This is a genomic window from Microbacterium sp. MM2322, from assembly GCF_964186585.1.
Lineage (GTDB): Bacteria > Actinomycetota > Actinomycetes > Actinomycetales > Microbacteriaceae > Microbacterium.
The window spans coordinates 548,795-569,571 of record NZ_OZ075067.1 but is presented as its reverse complement, the minus strand read 5'-3'; the positions used below and the strand labels follow the sequence as shown (position 1 = coordinate 569,571).

Annotated in this window: 16 protein-coding genes and 1 tRNA gene; 6 read left to right on the top strand and 11 right to left on the bottom strand. The window is 67.1% G+C overall.

Going from position 1 to position 20,777, the window contains the following annotated elements; genetic code table 11:
• Positions 1–369 precede the first annotated feature (369 nt).
• Together ABQ271_RS02745 and ABQ271_RS02740 are read right to left on the bottom strand one after the other, a co-directional pair.
• Positions 370–2,172: a phosphatase PAP2 family protein gene (locus ABQ271_RS02745; protein WP_349310013.1), complete on the bottom strand. Its 1,803-nt coding sequence runs from the start codon at positions 2,170–2,172 to the stop codon at positions 370–372.
• Positions 2,173–2,332: 160 nt separating this feature from the next.
• Positions 2,333–4,123, bottom strand: coding sequence for a DUF2207 domain-containing protein (locus ABQ271_RS02740; protein ID WP_349310012.1), 1,791 nt, complete (start codon positions 4,121–4,123; stop codon positions 2,333–2,335).
• Between the two features lie 36 nt (positions 4,124–4,159).
• Between ABQ271_RS02740 and ABQ271_RS02735 the strand changes: the two genes are divergently transcribed.
• Positions 4,160–4,588 (top strand): MarR family transcriptional regulator, encoded by a 429-nt coding sequence (locus ABQ271_RS02735; RefSeq protein WP_349310011.1) that lies wholly within the window; start codon positions 4,160–4,162, stop codon positions 4,586–4,588.
• Between the two features lie 72 nt (positions 4,589–4,660).
• Here the strand turns inward: ABQ271_RS02735 and ABQ271_RS02730 are convergent, their stop codons facing one another.
• Complete coding sequence (locus ABQ271_RS02730) at positions 4,661–5,113, bottom strand: Hsp20/alpha crystallin family protein (protein ID WP_036310324.1); 453 nt, start codon at positions 5,111–5,113, stop codon at positions 4,661–4,663.
• A 138-nt stretch (positions 5,114–5,251) separates the two neighbouring features.
• Between ABQ271_RS02730 and ABQ271_RS02725 the strand changes: the two genes are divergently transcribed.
• Complete coding sequence (locus ABQ271_RS02725; RefSeq protein ID WP_349310010.1) at positions 5,252–7,303, top strand: prolyl oligopeptidase family serine peptidase; 2,052 nt, start codon at positions 5,252–5,254, stop codon at positions 7,301–7,303.
• Between the two features lie 46 nt (positions 7,304–7,349).
• Entirely contained in the window at positions 7,350–8,783 is a 1,434-nt protein-coding gene (locus ABQ271_RS02720) for a DUF3459 domain-containing protein (RefSeq protein WP_349310009.1), read from the top strand.
• 12 nt (positions 8,784–8,795) lie between these two features.
• Here the strand turns inward: ABQ271_RS02720 and ABQ271_RS02715 are convergent, their stop codons facing one another.
• Both ABQ271_RS02715 and ABQ271_RS02710 read right to left on the bottom strand, forming a co-directional pair.
• A complete protein-coding gene (locus tag ABQ271_RS02715; protein WP_076708443.1) occupies positions 8,796–9,218 on the bottom strand; it encodes an organic hydroperoxide resistance protein in 423 nt (140 codons plus the stop codon).
• A 13-nt stretch (positions 9,219–9,231) separates the two neighbouring features.
• Entirely contained in the window at positions 9,232–9,672 is a 441-nt protein-coding gene (locus ABQ271_RS02710; RefSeq protein ID WP_349310008.1) for a MarR family transcriptional regulator, read from the bottom strand.
• Positions 9,673–9,748: 76 nt separating this feature from the next.
• On the opposite strand from ABQ271_RS02710, the gene ABQ271_RS02705 reads away from it, so the two are divergent.
• Positions 9,749–10,399 carry a DUF6584 family protein gene (locus tag ABQ271_RS02705; RefSeq protein ID WP_349310007.1) on the top strand — a complete coding sequence of 217 codons (651 nt, stop codon included), beginning with the start codon at positions 9,749–9,751 and terminating at the stop codon, positions 10,397–10,399.
• Positions 10,400–11,032, top strand: coding sequence for a ThuA domain-containing protein (locus ABQ271_RS02700; RefSeq protein WP_349310006.1), 633 nt, complete (start codon positions 10,400–10,402; stop codon positions 11,030–11,032).
• A gap of 459 nt (positions 11,033–11,491) precedes the next feature.
• Here the strand turns inward: ABQ271_RS02700 and ABQ271_RS02695 are convergent, their stop codons facing one another.
• Both ABQ271_RS02695 and ABQ271_RS02690 read right to left on the bottom strand, forming a co-directional pair.
• Positions 11,492–12,718, bottom strand: a complete 1,227-nt coding sequence (locus ABQ271_RS02695; protein WP_349310005.1) for a hypothetical protein — start codon at positions 12,716–12,718, stop codon at positions 11,492–11,494.
• The gene (locus tag ABQ271_RS02690; protein ID WP_349310004.1) at positions 12,715–16,110 is read right to left on the bottom strand and encodes an AAA domain-containing protein; all 3,396 of its coding nucleotides are present in this window, start codon (positions 16,108–16,110) and stop codon (positions 12,715–12,717) included. Before ABQ271_RS02690 ends, ABQ271_RS02695 begins: the two co-directional genes overlap by 4 nt.
• Positions 16,111–16,258: 148 nt before the next feature.
• Between ABQ271_RS02690 and ABQ271_RS02685 the strand changes: the two genes are divergently transcribed.
• Positions 16,259–17,587: a serine/threonine-protein kinase gene (locus ABQ271_RS02685; RefSeq protein WP_349310003.1), complete on the top strand. Its 1,329-nt coding sequence runs from the start codon at positions 16,259–16,261 to the stop codon at positions 17,585–17,587.
• A gap of 423 nt (positions 17,588–18,010) precedes the next feature.
• Here the strand turns inward: ABQ271_RS02685 and ABQ271_RS02680 are convergent.
• From ABQ271_RS02680 to ABQ271_RS02665, 4 genes are all read right to left on the bottom strand, one after another.
• Positions 18,011–18,083, bottom strand: a tRNA-Arg gene (locus ABQ271_RS02680).
• Between the two features lie 80 nt (positions 18,084–18,163).
• A complete protein-coding gene (locus ABQ271_RS02675; protein ID WP_349310002.1) occupies positions 18,164–18,577 on the bottom strand; it encodes a hypothetical protein in 414 nt (137 codons plus the stop codon).
• Positions 18,578–18,586: 9 nt separating this feature from the next.
• A complete protein-coding gene (locus ABQ271_RS02670) occupies positions 18,587–19,231 on the bottom strand; it encodes an asparagine synthase (protein WP_349310001.1) in 645 nt (214 codons plus the stop codon).
• A 50-nt stretch (positions 19,232–19,281) separates the two neighbouring features.
• Positions 19,282–20,757, bottom strand: coding sequence for a serine hydrolase (locus ABQ271_RS02665; RefSeq protein ID WP_349310000.1), 1,476 nt, complete (start codon positions 20,755–20,757; stop codon positions 19,282–19,284).
• Positions 20,758–20,777 lie beyond the last annotated feature (20 nt).

The window sequence follows — 20,777 nt, the reverse complement described above, 5'->3', positions numbered from 1 at the left end:
CGGGTGAGGACGGCGCCATTCGGCGGCGCATCGGACGGGTTCCCGGGAACTCTCCGCCGAGCGGCGGCGCACTGTCAATCGATGTGACAGCGTGTGTCCGAGCATGACCGCGTGTGTCCGATCGTGACGCAGGGTGACACCATTCGGGACCCCCACCCGGGCCCGAGGCCCGCTGAGCGGGCACCAAGGCGGCGCATCACAAATTGATAACAGGAAATCCTTGCCACCGTTATCTCGCCGTTATACAGTCATTGCCAGGTAGATGTTTTGCTGTGGCAGCTACCGACATGTGATTGCAGGACAACTCTTGGTGCAAAGGGACAAGGGCCGGCTGGATGCCTCTCCAGCCGGCCCTTACTGCATCACCCGTCAGACGGTCGAGCTCCGTCGACGACGCAGGATCAGCACCACACCGAGCGCGAGAAGCGCCGTGCCCGCGCTGGCAGCGATCCACAGCGGGGCGACCTGACCACCGGTCGACGCCAACTCGTCGTCGCCGGCAGCGGCCTGACCCACGGTCACGGCAGCCCAGCCGACCAGCTCGCCGGATTCATCGACGACTGCGACCCGGTGCGATCCCGCCTCGAGGTCGCTCGGCAGCGCAAAGCTCGCGGCACCGTCGGCATCCGCCGTCACCTGTCCGAGCGCAGTCGGCGTCGAGTAGATGAAGCCGTAGAAGCGCTCCCCGGCGGTGAGACCCGAGACGATGATCCGGTCGCCCTGGACGGATGCCTGGATCTTGCCTTCAGCCGCAGCCGGCAGATCGTCGCCGTTCGCGGCGGGAGCCCCGGGGGCCTCGCCGGTCGAGGGCAGCTCGCCGGGTGCGGGCGTCGCGGTGGGCTCCGGGGTCGGCGAGGGCGCTGGAGTGGCGGTGGGCTCGGGCGTCGGCGTCGGCTCGGGGTCCGGCGACGGAGACGGCGCGGGCGTCGGCTCGGGAGTGGGCTCGCCACCCGGCGTGCCGATGACGACCGAACCGTCGTCCTTCACGGTGACCTTCGCTGCCATCGCGGCGGCGAGGTTCATCCGCTGCCAGCTCTCCTGCTCGCCCACGTCGAGGGGGTTGCCCGAGTCGGCAGCCGTCAACGCGAGGACCTGTCGGCGCTGCTCCGGCGTCAGGTCGGGGTGGCTCGAGACGAGGAGCTCTTCTGCTCCCGCGGGCACCACGACCTTCGCGCCCTTCGGCCCGGTGGCGGGGAAGCCGTACCCGAGGTGCTCCTCGTAGTACGCGAGGGCCTTGTCGGTCGGGAGGTAGGGCGTGTCCTTCGCGATGCAGTTCTCGAGGGTGTCGCCGCATCCGCGCTCGAGCACGCCGCGCAGTTCATCGGCGGCCTCGTCCACGAGTCCGCGCATCTCGGGGTCGGCGAGACGGAGGGCGATGATCTTCTGCCCCATCATCCGACCGCTGATGACATCGAGCGGGTAGTGCGCCGCCATGACGATGCGGTTGTTGCCGGCCTCCGCCGTGCGCGCGAGGATCTGCGGCGCGAGCTCGGGGAGCATCTCGGCGAGCGCCGTGCCCTGCCAGTACGCCTGCGAGGTGTGGCCGGAGGGGAAGGAGCCGCTCGTGGATCCCCACGCGTCGCCACCCTCCTTGTCGCGGTAGACGAGGTCCTTCGTGGTGTCGAGCCGGAGGTAGGGGCGGTCGTAGTCGAAGAAGTTCTTCGGCGGGTTGCTGGAGGAGGTCGACCCGAGCTTGCCGCCCTCCTTGTTCAGCAGCCACGTCGTCTTCGGGAGTTCCCCGTCGGCGATGGCGTCGGCGTAGATCGCGCCGAGCTTCTTGCCGAACCCGTCGCCCATGCTGACGGACATGTCCTCGTACTGGTCGACGATCGCCCGCTTCACCTGCGCGTCGGACGCCGTGAGGTTGATCTCACTCGTCAGCTCGTCGTTGTAGTCCATGACGGCGGCGTTCCCGCCCGTGCCGCGGTCGGTACGCAGCCCCTCGAACACGTCCATCATCTGCACCGACCAGTTGTCGGCACTCGGAGCATCGGAGTCACCGGTCGATGCCGTCGCATCCGACGCGTACGTCGCCGTCTGCTGGGCCTCGGTGAAGCCGTCGGCGGCGAAGGCCGGGCCGGCGGTCAGGGCACAGGCGACAAGGATGCCGAGCCCACCGATCGCGACGCCGGTTCGAGCACCGGCTCGTCTTGTCTGTCTCTTCACGCTCACGGGCGCGCCTCACTTCCGTTGGGTGCGGGGGTTGTCGCAGACTACCGACATGGAGAGTCCTTGTCAGGACATAGCAACAACACGGTTCATGAGAATGCTCTCCTCCGAACCCGAACGGAAGATGACGTGCCGGTGACGGCGCGACGTCCGAGACGCGAGATCACACCCCGCCGACTCCTCCCCCGCCCCCGCCGCCGCCCGCGCTCCCGCCGCCGGAAGATCCGCCCGAGGACGACGACGAGGTCGTCGCAGCCGACAGCGATCCGATGCCGGACGAGAAGGATGCCGCGTCGAACCCGGCAGCGCCCGCGTACCAGACCGGCGCAGCTAGCCCCGCAGAGGTGTAGAGGACAGCCAGCTTGCCGGCCCACTGCTTCTCCTGCCCGAACACGACGGCGTACGGGAGCAGCCGCTCGTACAGGTCGAGCATCGCCCGCGGGTCGTCGGTGTCGACAGGCACTCGTTCCGCGCCGCGCGGCGATTGCAGCATCCGGATGCGGTCCGCCTCAGCCCACTCGATGAACTGCCGGAGTCCCGCCAGGTGATCGCGGATCTCGGCCCCGTCCGCGGTGAGCGGGGTCCGAACGAGCAGCCCGACGATCACGAACACCGCCGCGATCCCGGTGAACATCCCCACGAACGGCCAGAGCGGCTGGACCGCCCGGTCGACCAGCACGATCGTGAGCACGACGAGCGCAGCCAGCAGCGCGGCGACGACGAGAAGCGGGGCGACTCGCACCCAGGCGGGCACCTCTCGGCGCAGTCCGCGTTCGCGCAGTGCCGTCACAGCATCCTTCAGGATCTTCTGCGCCGTCGTCGACAGCCGGGTGTCCGAGGTGCCGAACTCGAACCGATCCCCCGGCTGCCCGTCGGGGAAGAGGGCCGTCAGCAGCACTCTCCCGTTGTCGTCTGCGCGCGACGGATCGACGAGCTCGGCGACGAGCTTCGCCGAACCCCATCGGGGCTTCTCGCCCTCGGTGATGCGGATCGACCCGACGATGGCCTGCTCGAGCACTTCGGCGGGGATGCCCTTGCCCGTCTTCTCGAGCAGCACCGCCGCCTGAAGCGCATCGACACCCGTCGGCGGGTCGAACTCCGCGATGACGGTCGGGCGCCCCGGCCCGTCGGCGAGGTGCCGACGACGCAGCCACAGCGCCCACCCGATCGTCCCGAGCAGTCCGGCGCCTGCGGCGGCGTGCGCCCAGCCGAGCGGGGTACCGACGTACGAGGTGTCGAGCGGTTCGAAAGTGCCGTCGTCGAAGCCCACCGCGAAGGTGAGCGACTCGTTCGGTCCCACGTCGGACTGTCGCGCGGTCACCGTCGCCCCCGACGAGGTCTCGGTGAGATCGATCGCGTCGCAGGCGGTGTCGCTCCCGAACCGTCCGGCGTAGCAGGCGACGTCGCCGGCGGCATCCGCCACCGCCCCATCGAGGTGCAACCGCGCCGTCACCTCGCCGAACGGCTGCTGCGAGTCGAAGCCGTTCACGTCCCAGTAGAGCTCGAGCCCGGTGTCGGGGAACTCGCGCGTCACGTTGTCGAGCGTGTAGGTCAAGACGAACGTCTGCCGGCCGTGCACGTAATCCTCGGATCGGGCCGTGACGACCAACCCGTCCTCGCCGTCGTCGGTCTCCACGACTTCCCACGGCTCGCCGTCCGCATCGACCGCGGACTCGAACGACGGGCGCAGCGGCTGCCCGTCGTACTCGTCCGGGATGACGCGACGGATGCCGCGGTTCTGATCGCTGTCGGGGAACACCGCGACGAACTCCTCGACCACCCGCATCCGGCTTGTGCCGTCCTCGGCGCGGGTCAGGGTGTAGTCGACCTCGAGGCTGTCGAAGGTGAAGTCCTCGACGTCTGCCGACGCCGCCTGGGGCGCCGCGAGGACCCCGGCGAGCGCGAGGATCGCGACGACGATGAACCGGGCACGTCTGCGGAGCGATGAGTTCACGCGATCGACCCTATGCGCGGGGATACAGTGGACGCCATGACCGACCGACGCCTCGCCATCGCCGCCTGGGAGAGCCTCTTCCGCGCGCAGCACGAGGTGATGGCCGAGATCTCCCGGGACTTCGACGACGACGACCTCTCGGGCGCCGAGTACGACGTCCTCCTCACCGTGACCCGCTGCGCCGAGCACACCGCGCGACTGCGCGACGTGACCGCCAACATGCTGATCAGCCAACCCAGCGTCTCGCGACTGGTCGATCGAATGGTCGCGCGCGGTCTCGTGTCGAAGTGCCCCGACCCGCAGGACGGGCGCGGCGCCATCCTCCGCGCCACCGAGAAGGGCGCCTCGGCCTTCCGCCGCGTGGCGACCGTGCACGGCCGCACCATCGCCGAGCGGATGTCGGTGCTCACCGACGAAGAATTGGCGCAGCTCGAGCAGCTCACTGCACGCCTGCGCGGCGTCTGACCGCACGAGAATCGCCCCGCATCCGAGACGGGATGCGGGGCGATTCTCGTTATAGCGGGAGCGCTGTGCCGGTCACTGGTCGATCGGCTGCGGGTGCTCGCTCTCGCCGGCCGTGATGGTCGGGGACGATCCGTCGGCGACCACCTGGACCTTGCGGGGCTTGGCCTTCTCGCTCACCGGGATGGTGACGGTCAGCACGCCGTTGTTGTAGGTCGCGGTGATCGACTCGGTGTCGATGCCCTGGCCGAGGTTCAGCTGGCGGAGGAAGCTCGCGGTCTCGCGCTCGCGCGTGATCCACTTGACCCCCTCGCCGGAGCCGAGCGTGCGCTCCGCGCGGATGGTGAGCAGCTGACCGTCCACGTCGATGTCGACCGAGCCCGGATCGATGCCCGGCAGGTCGGCGTTGAGGACGTAGTGGTCGCCGTCGCGGTACAGATCCATCGGCATCCGTCGCGGACCGCGGCGCGTGTCGAAGAGGGTCGACGCGAGGCGGTCGATGTCACGGAACGGGTCGTAGGTTGCCATGATTCTCTCCTTCGGTGTGGTGGTTCAAAGTTGAGCCTTATCGGCTCAAGTAGCTTCAGATTAGCACTCGACCCCCACGAGTGCCAACGATTCGCGGAGGGCGAACGACCCTTCGGAACCTGCCCGTAGGCTGACGACATGAGCGCCCACGAGATCGCCCCCGAGCCCGCTGACCCGTTCCTCTGGCTGGAGGAGATCGACGGCTCCGCCGCCCGCGACTGGGCCGCGGAGCGGACAGCCGAGACCGAGGCGGCGTTCGCCGGCGATACCCGGACGGCGCTCGAGACACGGCTGACCGGCATCCTGCAGGACCCCGACCGACTCGTCGTCCCGAGTCGCCACGGCGACCTGATGTACGACCTGTGGCGGGATGCCGAGAACCCCCGCGGCCTCTGGCGTCGCACCTCGCGCGCCTCCTTCGCGGCGGGCACCCCGACGTGGGAGGTCCTGCTCGACATCGACGCCCTCGGCCGCGAAGAGGGCACGGCCTGGGCGTTCGCGGGCGCAGCCCACGGTCCCGCCGGCACCGGCCGCGCGCTCGTGCGACTGAGCCCCGACGGTGGCGACGCCGCCGTGGTGCGCGAGTTCGACCTCGACGCGCGCCGCTTCGTCGACGACACCCCGTTCACCCTCGACGCCGAGAAGACCATGATCGCGTGGGTCGACCGCGACACCCTGCTCGTCGCCACCCCCCTGCACGGCGGCGGCGTGACCGACTCGGGCTACCCGATCAGCGCCCGCGCATGGCGCCGGGGCGAACCCCTCGAGGACGCGCCGCCCATCGTGACGGGTGTCGCGTCGGACGTCGGCGTGTTCACGCATGTCGACCACACCGGCGGCACGGCGACCCCGATGGTCGTCATCGCGCACGACTTCTTCCACTCCGAGTCGTGGGTCTGGGACGGCGGCGAGCCGCGCCTCCTCGCGGTACCGCAGGACGCGAACGTCGACGTGCACGGCGAGCTCGTCACGGTCCGCACGACGACCCCGTGGCAGATCGGCGACACGACGCATCCGTCGGGAACGCTCCTCATCGGCCCGCTCGAGACCGTCACGGAAGGCGATGGCTCGGGCCTCCGGGTGGCGTTCGCCCCGACCGACACCGCCGTCCTCGAGACGTGGACCTGGACGCGCAACCGACTCGTCCTGACGGTGCTGGACCGCGTGCAGAGCCGTCTCGTGTCGCTCGATCCCGACTCGCTCGTCGGTGTCGACATCGACCTGGGGCTCGGCGACGCCGATCTCTTCAGCGCGAACGTCGCCACCGCCGACGACGACGAGGACGACGAGCTGTGGGTGGTCGCCCGCGGATTCCTCACCCCGCCGACGTTGCTCGTCATCGAGCCGGGCAGCGACGCCCGCGTCGTCGATCGCAGCCGTGCGACCTTCGACAGCTCCGGCCTCGTTGCCGAACAGCACTGGGCGACCTCGGCCGACGGCACGCGCGTGCCCTACTTCGAGGTCGGTCCGCGCGAGCGCTCCGGCGCACTGCCGGTGTTGATGAACGGGTACGGCGGGTTCGAGCATGCGCTGACGCCCGAATACCCCACGATCGTCGGTCCGGCATGGCTCGAGGAGGGCCGCGTCTACGTCGTCGCGAACATCCGCGGCGGGGGCGAGTTCGGACCGCAGTGGCACCTCGCCGCGCTCCGCGAGAACCGCCACCGCGCCTACGAGGACTTCGCCGCCGTCGCCCGCGACCTCGTCGCTCGCGGCGTCTCGACGCCCGACCGCATCGCCTGCCACGGCCGCAGCAACGGCGGACTGCTCGTCGGCAACATGCTTACTCAGTACCCCGACGACTTCGGCGCGATCGTGTGCGGCGTACCACTCCTCGACATGCGCCGCTACACGCGCCTGTCGGCCGGTGCCAGCTGGATCGCCGAGTACGGCGACCCCGACGACCCCGCCGAGTGGGAGTTCGTCAAGACCTTCTCGCCGTACCACCTGATCGAGCCCGGGCGGCGGTACCCCGCATCCCTCATCTACGCGGCGGCGAGCGACGACCGGGTCGGTCCCGTGCAGGCGCGCAAGATGGCGGCGCGCATGGCCGACGAGACGGATGCCGAGGTGCACTACCTCGAGCCCATCGAAGGTGGTCACTCGGGAGCGATCGATGCGGCGTCAACGGCGGCGCTGCACGCGACGATCCACGCGTTCCTCGACCGGACGGTGGCGCGCGCCGACTGAGTGCGCTGCGGCCCGCCCTCTACGCTGGGGGCGGGAGGTCCACCGCATGAGCACCATCGGGACCGTCGAGGACGAGCTCGCGGCGACGCTGTCCGCCGTGGCGGAGCGCACTCGCGTCGACGACGCGGTGGCGGGCCGCATCCGTCGGCACTTCCCCGCGCTTCACGCGGCACTGGCGACACGCGGTGCCTCGTCGGCAGACCTCGCCGAGCTTGTGACCACCGCCGTCGTCGCGGCGAACGCGCGGTCGCTCGACCTCAAGGTGCACGGCGAGCAGCGCGCCGCGAACACGACGCGAACGGCGTCGCGGTTCGCCCTCGGTGCGGCCTGTTACGCCGACCGCTACGCGGGCAACCTGGCGGGCCTGCGCGATGAGATCCCCGCGCTCCGAGACCTCGGCGTGAGCGTCCTGCACGTCCAGTCGCCGTTCGCGCGGCGGGCTGACGGCACTGTCGACCTCCGCCGCGGCGACCCCGGGCTCGGGTCGATCGATCGGCTGTCCGACCTCGCCGGGGACCTGCGTCTGTCGGGCATCTCGCTCGCCGTGGACGTGCCCGCAAGCGACGACCTGAGCACGTTGATCGACGATCTCCTCTTCCTCGCGGGCCGCGGCGTCGAGGTCTTCCTCCTCTCCGACCGCGCGGCGGTGGACATCGCCGCTGCCGTGCTCGCGATCGGTGCGCCGGGGGTCGATGTGCTCCCGGCATCCCCCGGTTCGGCCCCGCTCTGGCAGGCACTCGCCACCGGCGACGCCGCGCCCTTGCAGCGCGCGATCGAGCGCCGCGACGGCAGCACGGATGTCGCCGCGGTGCGCGACGCGGACGCCGTCATCTGGGAGACGGATGCCGCGGCTCTGACCGCGCGGTACACCGACGAGTCGTCGTTCGGACGCGGGCTCGCGACCGACGGCGGCGTCGCCGGCACAACGGCGTCGCTCGCGGGCGTCGAGGCCGGCGACCCGCTCGGCGAGGCCCGCGTCGCCCTCGCGCACGCGCTCGTGCTGAGCGTGCCGGGACTGCCGATGCTGTGGCTCGGCGACGAGGTCGGCCAGCTGAACGACCCGACGTTCCGCGACGACCCCGAGCGCCGCGACGACGCACGCTGGACCCATCGGGGGCAGAAACCCCGCGACCGCTACGCGCAGAAGACGGATGCCGCGACCTCAGCCGGCCGCATCCACCGGGACCTCACGAAGCTCATCGCGGTGCGGCACACGACGCCCGAGTTCGACGGAGCGGATCTCATCGGTTTCGGAGTGCCCGTGCCGTCGGTGGTCGGCTACCAGCGTCCCGGGGACGGAGCGGTCGTACTGGTGCTCGCGAACGTCGCGGACGAGCCGGCGCACATCCCCGCGGTGACGCTCTCGGGGTTCGCCTCGACGGCCCTGGATCTGATCGAGGGCGTCGAGGCCGACATCAGCGAAGGGCTCACGCTGCCCGCCTGCGGATTCCGCTGGCTGCGCGTGAGCCCTGTCGACTGAGTCCGGCGGAGGTCAGTCCTCGACGACCGTGACGGTGACCTCGATGTTGCCGCGCGTGGCGTTCGAGTAGGGGCACACCTGGTGTGCGGCATCCGCGAGGGCCTGCGCCTCGTCATGCGGGAGGTTCGGGATGACGACCTCGAGCTGCACGGAGAGGCCGAAGCCGCCCTCGCCGTTGGAGCCGATGCTGACGCGCGAGCCGACGCTGGTGTCCTCGAGCGTCACCTTCTGCGCGCGGGCGACGGACTGGAGCGCGCTGTGGAAGCAGGCGGCGTAGCCCGCGGCGAAGAAGACCTCGGGGTTCGGAGCGCCACCGGCACCACCCATCTCCTTGGGGACGCGGACGTCGGTGTCGACGAGGCCGTCGACGGTGCGGACGTGGCCGTTGCGGCCGCCTCCGGTCGCGAGTGCTTCTGCGGTGTAGAGAGCTTCCATGATGTCCTTCGGGTCAGGAGGCGATTGCCTCGTCGGTGGTACGCATGACGCGGTTCAGGTCGTGGACCACGTCGAGCAGCATCCGGGCCTTCTCTTCGGTCAGTCCGGTGCAGCGCGCGATCTCCGCGCCGACGACGGACAGTTCCGAGCGGAGCGCGCGGCCGTCGTCCGTCAGCGAGACCTCTACGACGCGGTCGTCGTGAGGGCTGCGCGAACGGGAGACGATGCCGCGCGCTTCGAGGCGGCGGATGAGGGGTGACAGAGTGCCCGAGTCGAGGAAGAGCTCTTCGCCCAATTCCTTCACCGACCGGGGTTCCTGGTCCCCGAGAGCGACGATGACGAGGTACTGCGGGTACGTCAGCTTCCACGGCGCGAGCACGCGCCGATACGCCTGCCCGAAGGCATGGCTGGCCGAGTACACCCCGAAGCACACCATCTGGTCGGTCGCTCTCATACCTTTATGGTTGCACGCAATTTAGTTGTGCACAACTTAACGAGGGATGAACGATCGTCGCGGGGATACTGAGGGCATGGAGACGACGGACGCCGCGATGGCCGACGCGCATGAACGGGCAGCGACCGTTGGCATCCGTCGCGCGGCCCGGCCGCTACGATCCGCCCTCGAGCGCGACCCGAAGGACGTCGGCCTGAGGGCCGCGCTGGTGTCCCTCTACCGCGCGGGCGGAGCGCTCGAGCAAGCCGGCCGGTACTCCGTCGTCGCCCCCGATGCCGACCCGGACGAGGTGTCCGCCTACCTGCGCTGGGCGATCGCGCAGGGTGCCGACGAGGCGCGCGTCCGCCGCCTCAGCCTTCTCGATGACAGCCAGCCGCTGCCGGAGGACTTCGTCGCGGATCTCGCGGCCGGCAGAGTGCGCCGCACGCCCGCCGAAGCGTGGGACGAGCGGGGCGGTACCGCGATGTTGGTCTTCGCTGCGCTGATCGTCATCACGCTGGTCGCAACGTTCGCGGTCGTGATCTTATGGGCACCGGCCGCACCGTTCATCGCTCATCTCGGGTCGCGCCTGTTCGCGCTGGCATGGGCCGTCGCATTCGCCTGCTTTGCTGTCGCCGATGTCCTCCGACACCGGGGGAAGGGTGCCGCGTGGAAGGGCGTCGTATCCGTGGTGCTGTTCGTCTTCGGCGCGGCGGGTCTGGTGAGCCTCTTCACCGGCGGGATCTGAATGAGCCGCGTCGTCGTCTTCTCGGGCGGTGCGGATTACGCGGACCCGTGGCATCCGTTCGCCGAAACCAGTGCGATCGTGGCCGACGTGCTGCGCGAGGACGGCGGTGACGTGACCGTCGTGGACACCCTCGAGGGCCTCGTCGCGCGGATTGACGCCGCCGACCTGCTCGTGATCAACGCGGGCGGGGGGACCGCGCCCCATCCGCTCGACGCGCGCCTCGCCGAGATCCTGGCTGGTTACGGCGGCCCGCTGCTCGCCCTGCACGTCGCCGCGACGCTCCTGCCGGAGTACGCGGCGTGGGAGGCGCGTCTCGGCGGACGCTGGGTGCGCGGCGTGACTTTCCACCCCGAACGCGGCCCGCTGCGCGTGCGCACCGTCTCGGCATCCGTGGCCGATCTTCCCGCCGTTGACACCGTCGACGAGGCGTACACGGAACTGTGGGTCTCCCCCGAAGCCGACGTCCTGCTCGCGCATGACGACCCGGACGGGGTCGCGCATGCGCTCGCCTGGGCGCACGAGAACGACGGATGCCGGGCCGCCTACAGCGCGCTCGGTCACGACGCAGAGGCCTACGCGTCGCCGCTCGCGCCGGATTTCATCCGGCGGCTGACCCGCTGGCTGCTCGCCTGACGCTCCGAGAACAAGAAGAGCCCCGCCGAAGCGGAGCTCTTCTCAGACTGTCTCAGCACAGTCTGCGCCCGAAGGGACTCAAACCCTTGACCTTCTGATCCGTAGACCGGCCTGCCACTCGATAAGGATCGCGCGGTCCTGTGTGTTGTCGAGGCCGAACAGATGCCCGCACACGCTCGCGCATCGACCTGAACCAGGGTGCAGGCTCAGCGCACGGTGAGGATCCGTAAGCGGGCGGTGCCCGTACGGGGTCCGTCCCTGGCGGACGGGGACGAGCACGATTGCGATCTAATGCGGACGTGAACGCACGATGGACCGCGACGCGCGTCCCGCCTATCGGTGAGCGCGTTAGGGTCACGGAGTCGTGGTCGGGTCAGTGCCACGTGTGCGGTCGGCAATCGCACGCAAGCAGGCTATTCAACTGACTGCGCCGAGCTGTGCTCGTCCGCGCGATCATGTTCACCACACGGTTGCGTCACGAATCAGCTGGGCTGACCTGTCCCCGGCGTTTCGCTCGGAACGCGTCAGGCGGCCCACGCTCCAGGTGTATTGGCGGTGGAGTTGTCCGCCGACAAGCCAGTCGAAATTGGATTCGATATGGACATCGTCGTAGATCAGGTGAGTCGATCCCGACAGATCGGCGCGACCGACTCGGATGTCTCGGGAAAGCTCAGTTAATCGCGACGCCGCGCGCTCGTCTACCTGGGATTCGCGGTCGATGAGCACCGTTACGTCGACCCCGGCACTCGCTCGATCTCGCACGTAGCGGGAGAAGGTTTCGGTCACGACAGCGCTTCCTGCCGATGGCGAAGCGATTGTGAGTCGATGCTCCGACTTCAATAGCGCGTGCAGAAGGTGATCGCGATGCTCGATCGAAACGACATCTTCCTGCCTTGCGTCAGGGTCGACGTTGGAGAGCCCGAAGCGCGGGGTCGGTACAGCTGGGAGCAATGCGAGGCTCATGTCGAGTCGTGCGACGACATCGGTTGACTGAAGCGCATGCTCATGCATCTGGACGATCTCGTCGTCGACGTATACGGCTAGTTCGATTTCTCGCGAGGCTGCATCTCCGAACACGAGTAGCTGCGCGGGAGCCCAAAGGTGCTTCCTGCCGACGATCCTGTTTAGTCTCAACGCAGCCGCCCGGTTGCCCGGCATGATGCGATTCAAGTCCGCCACGGCGACATCTCGGGTGGTGATCGCCGCGCTCGAGGACGCTGGGATTAGTAGCCTCCCTGCCTGGGAGGCGTCTCCTCGACGCAGGAGCGGTGACTGTTGATACGGCGCAGGACGCCAAGCGAGTCGATCAAAGACGAACGTGATTTGCTTCAGCGTCGGCCGCGAGGCGACGAAGTCGCTGATCGCAGCTCGACCAACTTGAGTCGTTGCGAACCTCGCGGCGTCGATCCGTTCCACGTTCCCGGAACTGCTCTGGCGAACGGCCGCTTCGAGCACCAGTGCCGAAGGGAGTCCAAGGTATCCGGCGATATCCTCGACGGAATCTACCCCGGCATCGACGAATCTCAGGAAGAACTCATCTGTGGCGGGAAGCTCCGTTCGCTCGTGGACGAGGGCGTCGGTTCGCAGAACCGTGACGGGTAACGCCGCTTCTTCAACCGCCAGCAGTTTGAGACCAGGGCGGGCGTCGGCGAAGCGCCGCATCAGGTTCGTATAGGTCTGGATCATCCCGTTGCGTTCCTGATCATGCAGTCGCCTGGGTTTAGCTCGATGTGCCGAAGTACCTTCGAGAGCCCGCTCTCCTGCGACCGGATGAACTCGGCGTCACCGACAATCACTAGCCCGAAGCGGGCGCGCGAGAGCGCAACGTTGATGCGGCGCCAGTACGACGGCCCGAGGAATCCTAGCTTGCGATTGCGATTGCTGCGTGTGACGGAGAAGAAGGCGATGTCTGCTTCTCGCCCCTGGACGGCGTCGACTGACATGACCGTCACAGTGAGGTGCTTGAAGTTTGTCGCCGCGACTCGGCGTCGGATGTCTCCCACTTGACTCATGTACGGAGCGATCGCCAGGATTTTGAGCGGTCGTTCTGAGCCAGGTCGAATCAGCCCTCGGTCGAGCGCCGCGTCGAGATGAACGATTCGATCGACGAGCACCTTTGCCTCGGTGCGGTTCGCCACCGACGTGCTGCCTGCTGTCGCTTCGCGTCGCTCATCACCCATGTGGGACGTGTCTAGCCACGTCACCGGGGCCCCCGCCCAGAGATTGTAACCGGGGATACCGCCATCCTTGGGCGACTGCAATTGTCCGTCGTAGAAACACGCCGAGATCATCTCGCCTATCGGACGGATCATTCTGTATTGGCTTCGTAACATAACTTGGGACTCTCTTGGCAAGCGATCGACAAGTCGCTGAAAGAGTGTCTCAAGGACATCGAACTCGTTGATGCTGTGCTCATTGAGGATGTCGGGTCTACGAATGAGGTCTTCGTCGCTCGGGGGGAGTTGGCGGGTGTCACCCACTACTACCCACTGCTTCGCTCGCGACAGTGGAATCATCGCTTCTGTGAGAGTGGCTCTGGACGCCTCGTCGACGATGCACAAGTCGAACTCAATCTCAGCGATCGCCCTGTGGCGGAGGACACCAACGCAGGTTCCGGCGACCACGGACGTCGTCGCTAGGAACGCGCCGGTCACCTCCTCGTCTGACTCGATCCGGTCCATCCATTCGGCCTGGAGTCCGACACGACGCAAGAAGGCTTGGGCGTTGGGCTTGCCATCGAGAAGCTTTGCAATCGCCTCTCTCGCAGCGATGTGCGACAGCCCGGACTCCAGTTCAAGATCTCCATCAAGCAACTCTCGAGCGGATGCGACATGCGCAGCACTCCGGTCTCTCAGCTGATCAATGCGAGCGATCAGTTCGTCTTGCTGCTCAACCTTCTCGACGTCCTCCAGCCCGGTGATGCTTCCAGATCGGCGAGGGCTCGAGCCGATTCGTGACTCGAGCAGCTGACGTTCATTGCCCAGGGCTGCTACCTGCTCGAGCAATAGGACAGCAAGTGCGTGCTGCACCGGGATGTTGTGCCGTTGCGCGTCCGCTTGGATAGTGGTGCGGGCATTTGCGCGAATGGAGTCAGCCCACCGCGGCAGTTGATTCTCCATGATCAAAGGGTGAACAGCCGGGCTGATGGCTGCGGACGATGCACCCGCCAGCCTCACGATACTGGTGAGACCAACCTCACTAATTCGCTCCAACGCGTTATCGACCGCCGCATTGGTCTGCGACGCGATGAGGATCTTTTTTCGGGGGTCTGAACGGAGGATCTGGTAGACGAGCTCTGCGATGAATCTCGTCTTCCCTGTGCCTGGTGGCCCCTCAACGATCATCATCTCGCTGTTGCCCACGGCGAGCTCGATCGCGGTCTTCTTGTCTGGGTCCATCTCGGACTGCCAGCTGTCAATGGAGATTCGTGCCGGTGGGCGGCTCCGCGACGGGTCAAGGACCACGTCCCTGATGCTGTCGTTAGGAACCTTCCCGTCTCGGATAGCCAAGAGGGCACTCCGCTGGCGAGACAGGGCTATGGTGCTCGGTGCGTCATAGGGTCGGAGCACACCGCGTCCTGGGATCGACCTTGGGCCTCGCGTGAGGAGGATTGTGATTTCTCCCGCATCCTGCTCGATTACCTCACCACTGAAACCGTGACGTGGTTTGTCCGGGTCGAAGGCCTCCCAATAGGTACCCATGAGATCATCGTCGACCTCATCGAGAAGATCGAAGGTCGCCCGTCGCCCGAGCATCACTCCACGCCGGTAGCGCATCGGCTTCGCAACCCCCCTCGCGAGTTCGGCGCGCGCATCGAGCACGCGGCTCCAGAGCTCGAATTGTTCGTCGTTAGCGACCTCCTCTGTCGGTGCCACACTCGCGTCGAGGTGAGATTCCACCACGCGCTGTAAGGTTCGCCACCCCTGTACCGATGTGAGGATGTTCAGGGGGCGCCGCGTCTCCCACCGGAAGATTGCGGGCAGTTCGAGGGACCTTCGCCGCCCATGCTCCATGGCATCGAACTCGAGAAGGGTGACGGCCGTTATGCGGAGCGGGTCTCCATCCGCTCGTGGCGTGGCAACCGAGTACCGGTATGACGCGCCGTATACGAACATCCATGACCGATCGGTTGCTCCGGTGGTCTTGTCGATTCCGAACTCTGCGTGGACGGCGTGCTCAAGGTCTCGCGCAATCATTGACCCGATGGGCTGACCCGACGTCGCAAGTTGTTCAAGGTCCGTCCGAGCGCGCAGCGTGTACTCGAGCCAAATGGTGTTCTGCCGCCTGCCTGCCGACTCCGAGACCATCTGCCATCTGTCTTCTAGCAAACCCTCGAGTTCGGCACCTGATGTCGGGCGAAGGTCGGGGTTGAAATCGACACATCGCCGGAGGATATCTCGGACACCGTCGGGAAGGTCGGCTTCGTTCAGCGCTGGCAGGATCTGGTCGTAATCCGTGATCGCGGTGGGCGTCATGCACTGGATTGCGAGCACACCGAGACTAAACACGTCGCGCACAAACGGCTTGCGCGGCTCCTCGGGCGGCGCGTACGGAACCGACCTGAACCGCTGAACAGTCTGCGTGCTGGGCAGACCCGAAGCTCGTAGCGTCGCGATTCCGAAGTCCGCGACGAACGGGCGCAGATCGGAGTCCAGCAATATGTTCGCTGGTTTGATATCTCGATGCTCGGTGTCGTTTAGGTGGGCGAACGCGACCGCGGAGAGAAGGGGCCGGAAGACGTCGGGATAGAACTCATTCCATCCATTCCAGAATGGGGCGGCAAGCTTCTGTTGCAGCGAGGAATCCATCCAGTCGAGGACGACATAGTAGGTATCCGAGTCATCGACACCGAAGTCGCGCAACCCAACGATGTTCGGGTGTTTTAGTCGGAGAAGAGCGCTGGTCTCGCGCTCGAACATGCGTTCAGTGAAGTCATCGCGCAGCGCCTGGACGAACTTAATCGCGACGGGCTCGAGATTCGTCATGTCAACACCCCTGCGGACCGTCGATTGGTTCCCTTGCGGGATCTTCTCGCCTCCGGATTGCAGCAGGTAGCGACCGCCCACGATGTCGTCCATGAAGTCTGACCAACCCTCCTCGTTCCCCTTGCAAACATACTGAAGCCGTCGCGGACGGAGACATGTTCCAAACTCGCGAGATGGTCTCACCAGTCTCAGACATTGCGGTAGGCCATCGTTCGTCGTGGGATCACCTAGCGTTGGCGACATGACTCTCCTCATCGGTGGCCGGTACGAGGTCCGGGCTGAGCTCGGAGAGGGCGCGTTCGGCGAGGTGCTCCGTGTACGAGACAGTCATGCCTCCGCAGGGAGCCCGGATCTCGCGCTGAAGATGATGAAGCTGGAGCGTCTCGAGGACCGAGCCTCTATGGCCCGCTTTCAGCGAGAGATCGCGATCGGAGCATCGATGGCGCACCCCAATGTCATTTCCATTCTCGATAGCGGCGTCGACGTGGACGTTCCGTGGTACGTAATGCCGCTTGCAAGTGGAGGCAGCCTCTTGAACTCGGTTCCAACAGGTGGCGTAGCGGCCGCCGAACTCTTGGCTCTTCTCGAGCCGGTCGCGAGCGCCTTGACCTACCTCCACGCCAACGGTGTTCTTCATCGAGATCTCTCGCCGAACAATGTTCTGAAGGTGGGCGAGACTTGGGTAGTCAGCGACTTTGGCCTGTCAGTGTCCTCGTCGTTGCCGACGAGCTACCAGACCTCGATGGGTGTTGGAGGGTACGGCAGTCCGGCATTCGTATCCCCCGAGCAACGAATCGATCTTCGCAGCGCCACCCAGCAGTCGGACATCTACAGCTTGGGAAAGCTCGTACAGTTCTTGAGCGAAGGTACTTGGCCGGACTTCCCACCCGACCCTCGCGGCCCGTTGACCAGTGTTGTAAACCGATCAACGCGCCGAGAGCCACTTGAGCGATTTCGAACCGTCGAAGATCTGATGGCTGGGGTTCGAGTTGTCGCTACATCGCCACCGCCCTCCGGGTCGATCGCGGATCGGATCGACTCATTGATCGAGTCAGCTGGCAAGTCCGCGCATGTAAGAGGTCCCGAGATGATCGACCTCCTCGCGATGCTTGACCCTACCGATGAGTGGGAGAACTCGGGGACCGAGCGGCTGCTCAGCGCGGTCCGCCGCGATCATTGGCATGCCGCGTGGCGCGCGGACCCGGATCGCACGCTGCTCGCTGTAAATAATGCTTGCTCAGTTGCCTACGATGAGGCGGAGTTCAGGAAGCTGGATGGTTTGCGTGCCGGGCTGATGTCCGCGGATGAGGCAATCAACGCCCCCGACGTGCGCGACCCTGTAGTTGGGACCCTGGCCCATGTCGGCGCCAGTAACGATCAGTGGTCATATCGACGATCTCTCGTCGAACTGCTCGAGCGCAGGACCCCTGCCTCGTTGATACCCGCAACGATCTCCGGACTCAGGCGGGCCGGCGGCGAAGCCGTGCGCTGGATTCTGCTGGACACTCGCGTTGAACGCTTTCCGCAACCGCTTCGTGGATGGTTGATCGACATAATGGGGGGCCGCTGACCCTGGAACTTGGCTCGGCTCGCCGACTCAGGACCCAGAGCAGGGACTCGGATACTGATGTCCGCGTTTGAACCAGAGCGAGCAGCTGGACGTCTTTCATAAGAGTGCTTCGCCCTCATCGGGGTCCTCCCATGTCGAGATAAAGCCGACATCTTCGAAGCCTTCGAGAGGCATGATCCTCGTCTCGAGTAGCCCGCCCGGCAATCGCGCGATTGCGGTACGCCCCAGGCGGGTCAACCGGCGTCGGTCCAGCGTGTACACGTTCCGGAGCTCGCATCCGAGTTGGTCAGTCTGTGGCAGACGGACACCGGCGACGACAGCCGCGCGTCACCAGCCAAGGCCGACCCAGAACGCGGGGGCCACCCGGAGAACAAGAAAAGCCCCGCCGAAGCGGGGCTGTTCTCAGACTGTCTCAACACAGTGTGCGCCCGAAGGGACTCGAACCCCTAACCTTCTGATCCGTAGTCAGATGCTCTATCCATTGAGCTACGGGCGCATGGCCTGTTTCCGGGCCGAGGAACAGCATACGTCACCGCTGCCGGTAATCCGAAATCGAGGCGGCCCGCCAGCCCCCGTTCACTCGAAGCGGATGCCGATGACCTCACCCTGCCAATCGCACCGCTCCGCGACGTTGTCCAGAGCGGGCGTGGTCCCGACGTCGTAATACCCGCCGGCACCCTCCACCTCGTCGCCGATGCGAACGGCTCCGACGCCCGGAACGTGGATCGCGGTGTCGGGGCCACTGAGGAGCGCCGTCCCCCGAGGCCAGACGGCAGGGTACGTCTCGCCGCCCACGCCGGCGATGCCCACGCACCCTGATTCCGTGACGGCGAGCGTTCCTTGGATCAATGCCTGGTCGCCGGTGAGGAAGCCATCGTCGATGATGAGAGCCGGAGAGCCGCTGCCCGTCACCGTGACCCCGGCCGCGCAGCCGGTGAGAACCGTCGCTGCTGCGAGGATCACGATCACCCCGACGAAGCGACGACTCATCGAGGAGCCCTACTCCAGCTCGCCCGGATCGACGCCGCCCGGGCCCGCCTCGAGGATCGGCTCGGGCTCGACGCCCTCGTCGCGGAGCGCCTGCTGCTTCGCGGCGCTCCGGCGGTGGGCGCGGAGCTTCGGGAGGTCGACGAGGCGCAGCGCCTGCATGCGGGCCACCCGCATCCGGTCGTAGTCGGCGTCGAGGTCGGGACGGGCCGCCGCGATCCGCAGCGACCGGTCGATGTTGTTCGACACCTCGGCCCACGCGGCGTCGCGCGCGTCGGCGATGAGCTTGCGGAGCTCCTCCTGGTCGTCGGCGCGGACCCGGAGTTCCTTCGCGACGTGCAGCGACTGTTTGCGCCGGCGACGGAGGTTACGGACGTCGCGACTGCGGTAATCATGCGTACCGCTCGAGTCGGAGTACCGGTTGCGGGCGGCCTTGCGCTCGCGCTCGGTGCGGGCGGCATCCGCTTCGGCCTCTTCGGCCAGCGAGATCAGGATGTCGCGGGCGTCGCCCATGAAGCGTTCCGAATCGAAGTCGTCACCCTGCACGAGGATGTCGACGAGGATGCGGTTCTTCAACGCCAAACGTGTCGCCGCGGACGCGATGTAGAGCCCCTCGGCGACGACGTCCCGGGTCCTGACCCGCTCATTCTCCGCCACCGCTCACCCCTTGCCCCTCAGTCTACCGAGCAAGGGCCTCGGGATGCCGGTCAGTCGAGCGACGGCAGGGCGTGACCGGCCGGCCCGTCACCGCGCAGCGGCGGGAACCGCCAGGCCAGCGACGCCTTTCCGCCGGGGGCGATGTCGACCCGGAGGGCGTGCGGAGTCTGGATCATGCGCAGGCGCGCGTGCCACACGCCGTCCGCGTCGACGCCGGCGACCGATCGGAACGGTACCCCGTCGAGCCCGTCGGCGGGTGCCGGCCACTCCCCCGACGCCCACGCGCCGCGGCCGACGGGCAGCGTCACGTCGATCCCGTCGCCCAGGAAGCGGATCGTCCATCCTGCGCCGGTCTCGGCGACCTCGACCCGTTCGGCACCCGGCACCGGCCCGCCGCTCGTGAACGGTCCGGGCGGGTAAGCGGTCGCATCGACGTCGAACGTTCCCGAGAAGCCGGTGCCCGCGTCATCGGGCAGCGGCAGAGCGAGCGACGACAGCCGCTCGGCGAGCGCGGCATCCGCCTCGTCCGTCCCCGCCCCGGTCATCGCGGGGCGAAGGTGCTCCGTGATGAGGTTCAGCAGCGTCTGCATGTCGATCGTCTCGGCCGTCGTGATGATGACGGCATCCTCTTCGGGCCACACGATGATGAACTGCCCGTACGCACCGTCACCGCGGAACCCGTGCCGGTTCATCCAGTACTGGAAGCCGTAGCCCTGCTGCCAGTCGATCGGATCCGGAGCACCCGGACCGCGATGCGCGGTGTCGTTGTCCATCTGCTTCGACGTGGCAGTCGCCACCCACTCCGGGTCGAGGATCTGCTCACCCTGCCAGCGTCCGCCGTCGAGCATGAGCTGACCGGTCTTGGCGAGCGATTCCGTGAAGACATGGATGCCGCTGAAGCCCATCTCGACGTCTCCGAGCATCATCCACTGCGCCTCGTCGATTCCGAGCGGATCGAGCAGCCGAGGGCGCAGGTAGTCGAGGATCGTGCCGCCGGTCGTCTTCGCGACCAGGCGCCCGACCCCGTAGATCGTGGGCTGGCTGTACGCGAAGACCGACCCGGGTTCACGGTCGGGCGCCACACGGAAGAACCCGCCGAGGACGTCGCCGCCGGCCTCGCGCGAGGCCGCCGCAGCGCGGTCGAGCGCCTCGGACTCGTGGCCGCTCGCCATCGTCAGCGCGTGGCGGACGAGGTAGCGGCGGTACTTCTCGTCGAGGTCGTCGGGGACCAGCTCGGGGAAGTGATCGACCATCACGTCGTCGAGCCCGAAACGGCCCTCGGCGATCGCGAGACCCGCCGCGGCGGACGTGAACGTCTTCGACAGCGAGTAGACGAGGTGCTTCAGATCTGGCGCGAACGGCGCCCACCATCCCTCGGCGATGACGTGTCCGTGACGCACCACCATGAGACTGTGCATCTCGGTGTCGGTCTGGCTGATCGCGTCGATCAGGCGGTCGACGCCAGCGGCATCCACCCCCTGCGCAGACGGAGTGGACCGGGGCAGGGAGGAGGACGTCGACGTCATGTCGCCATCCTAAGGACGAC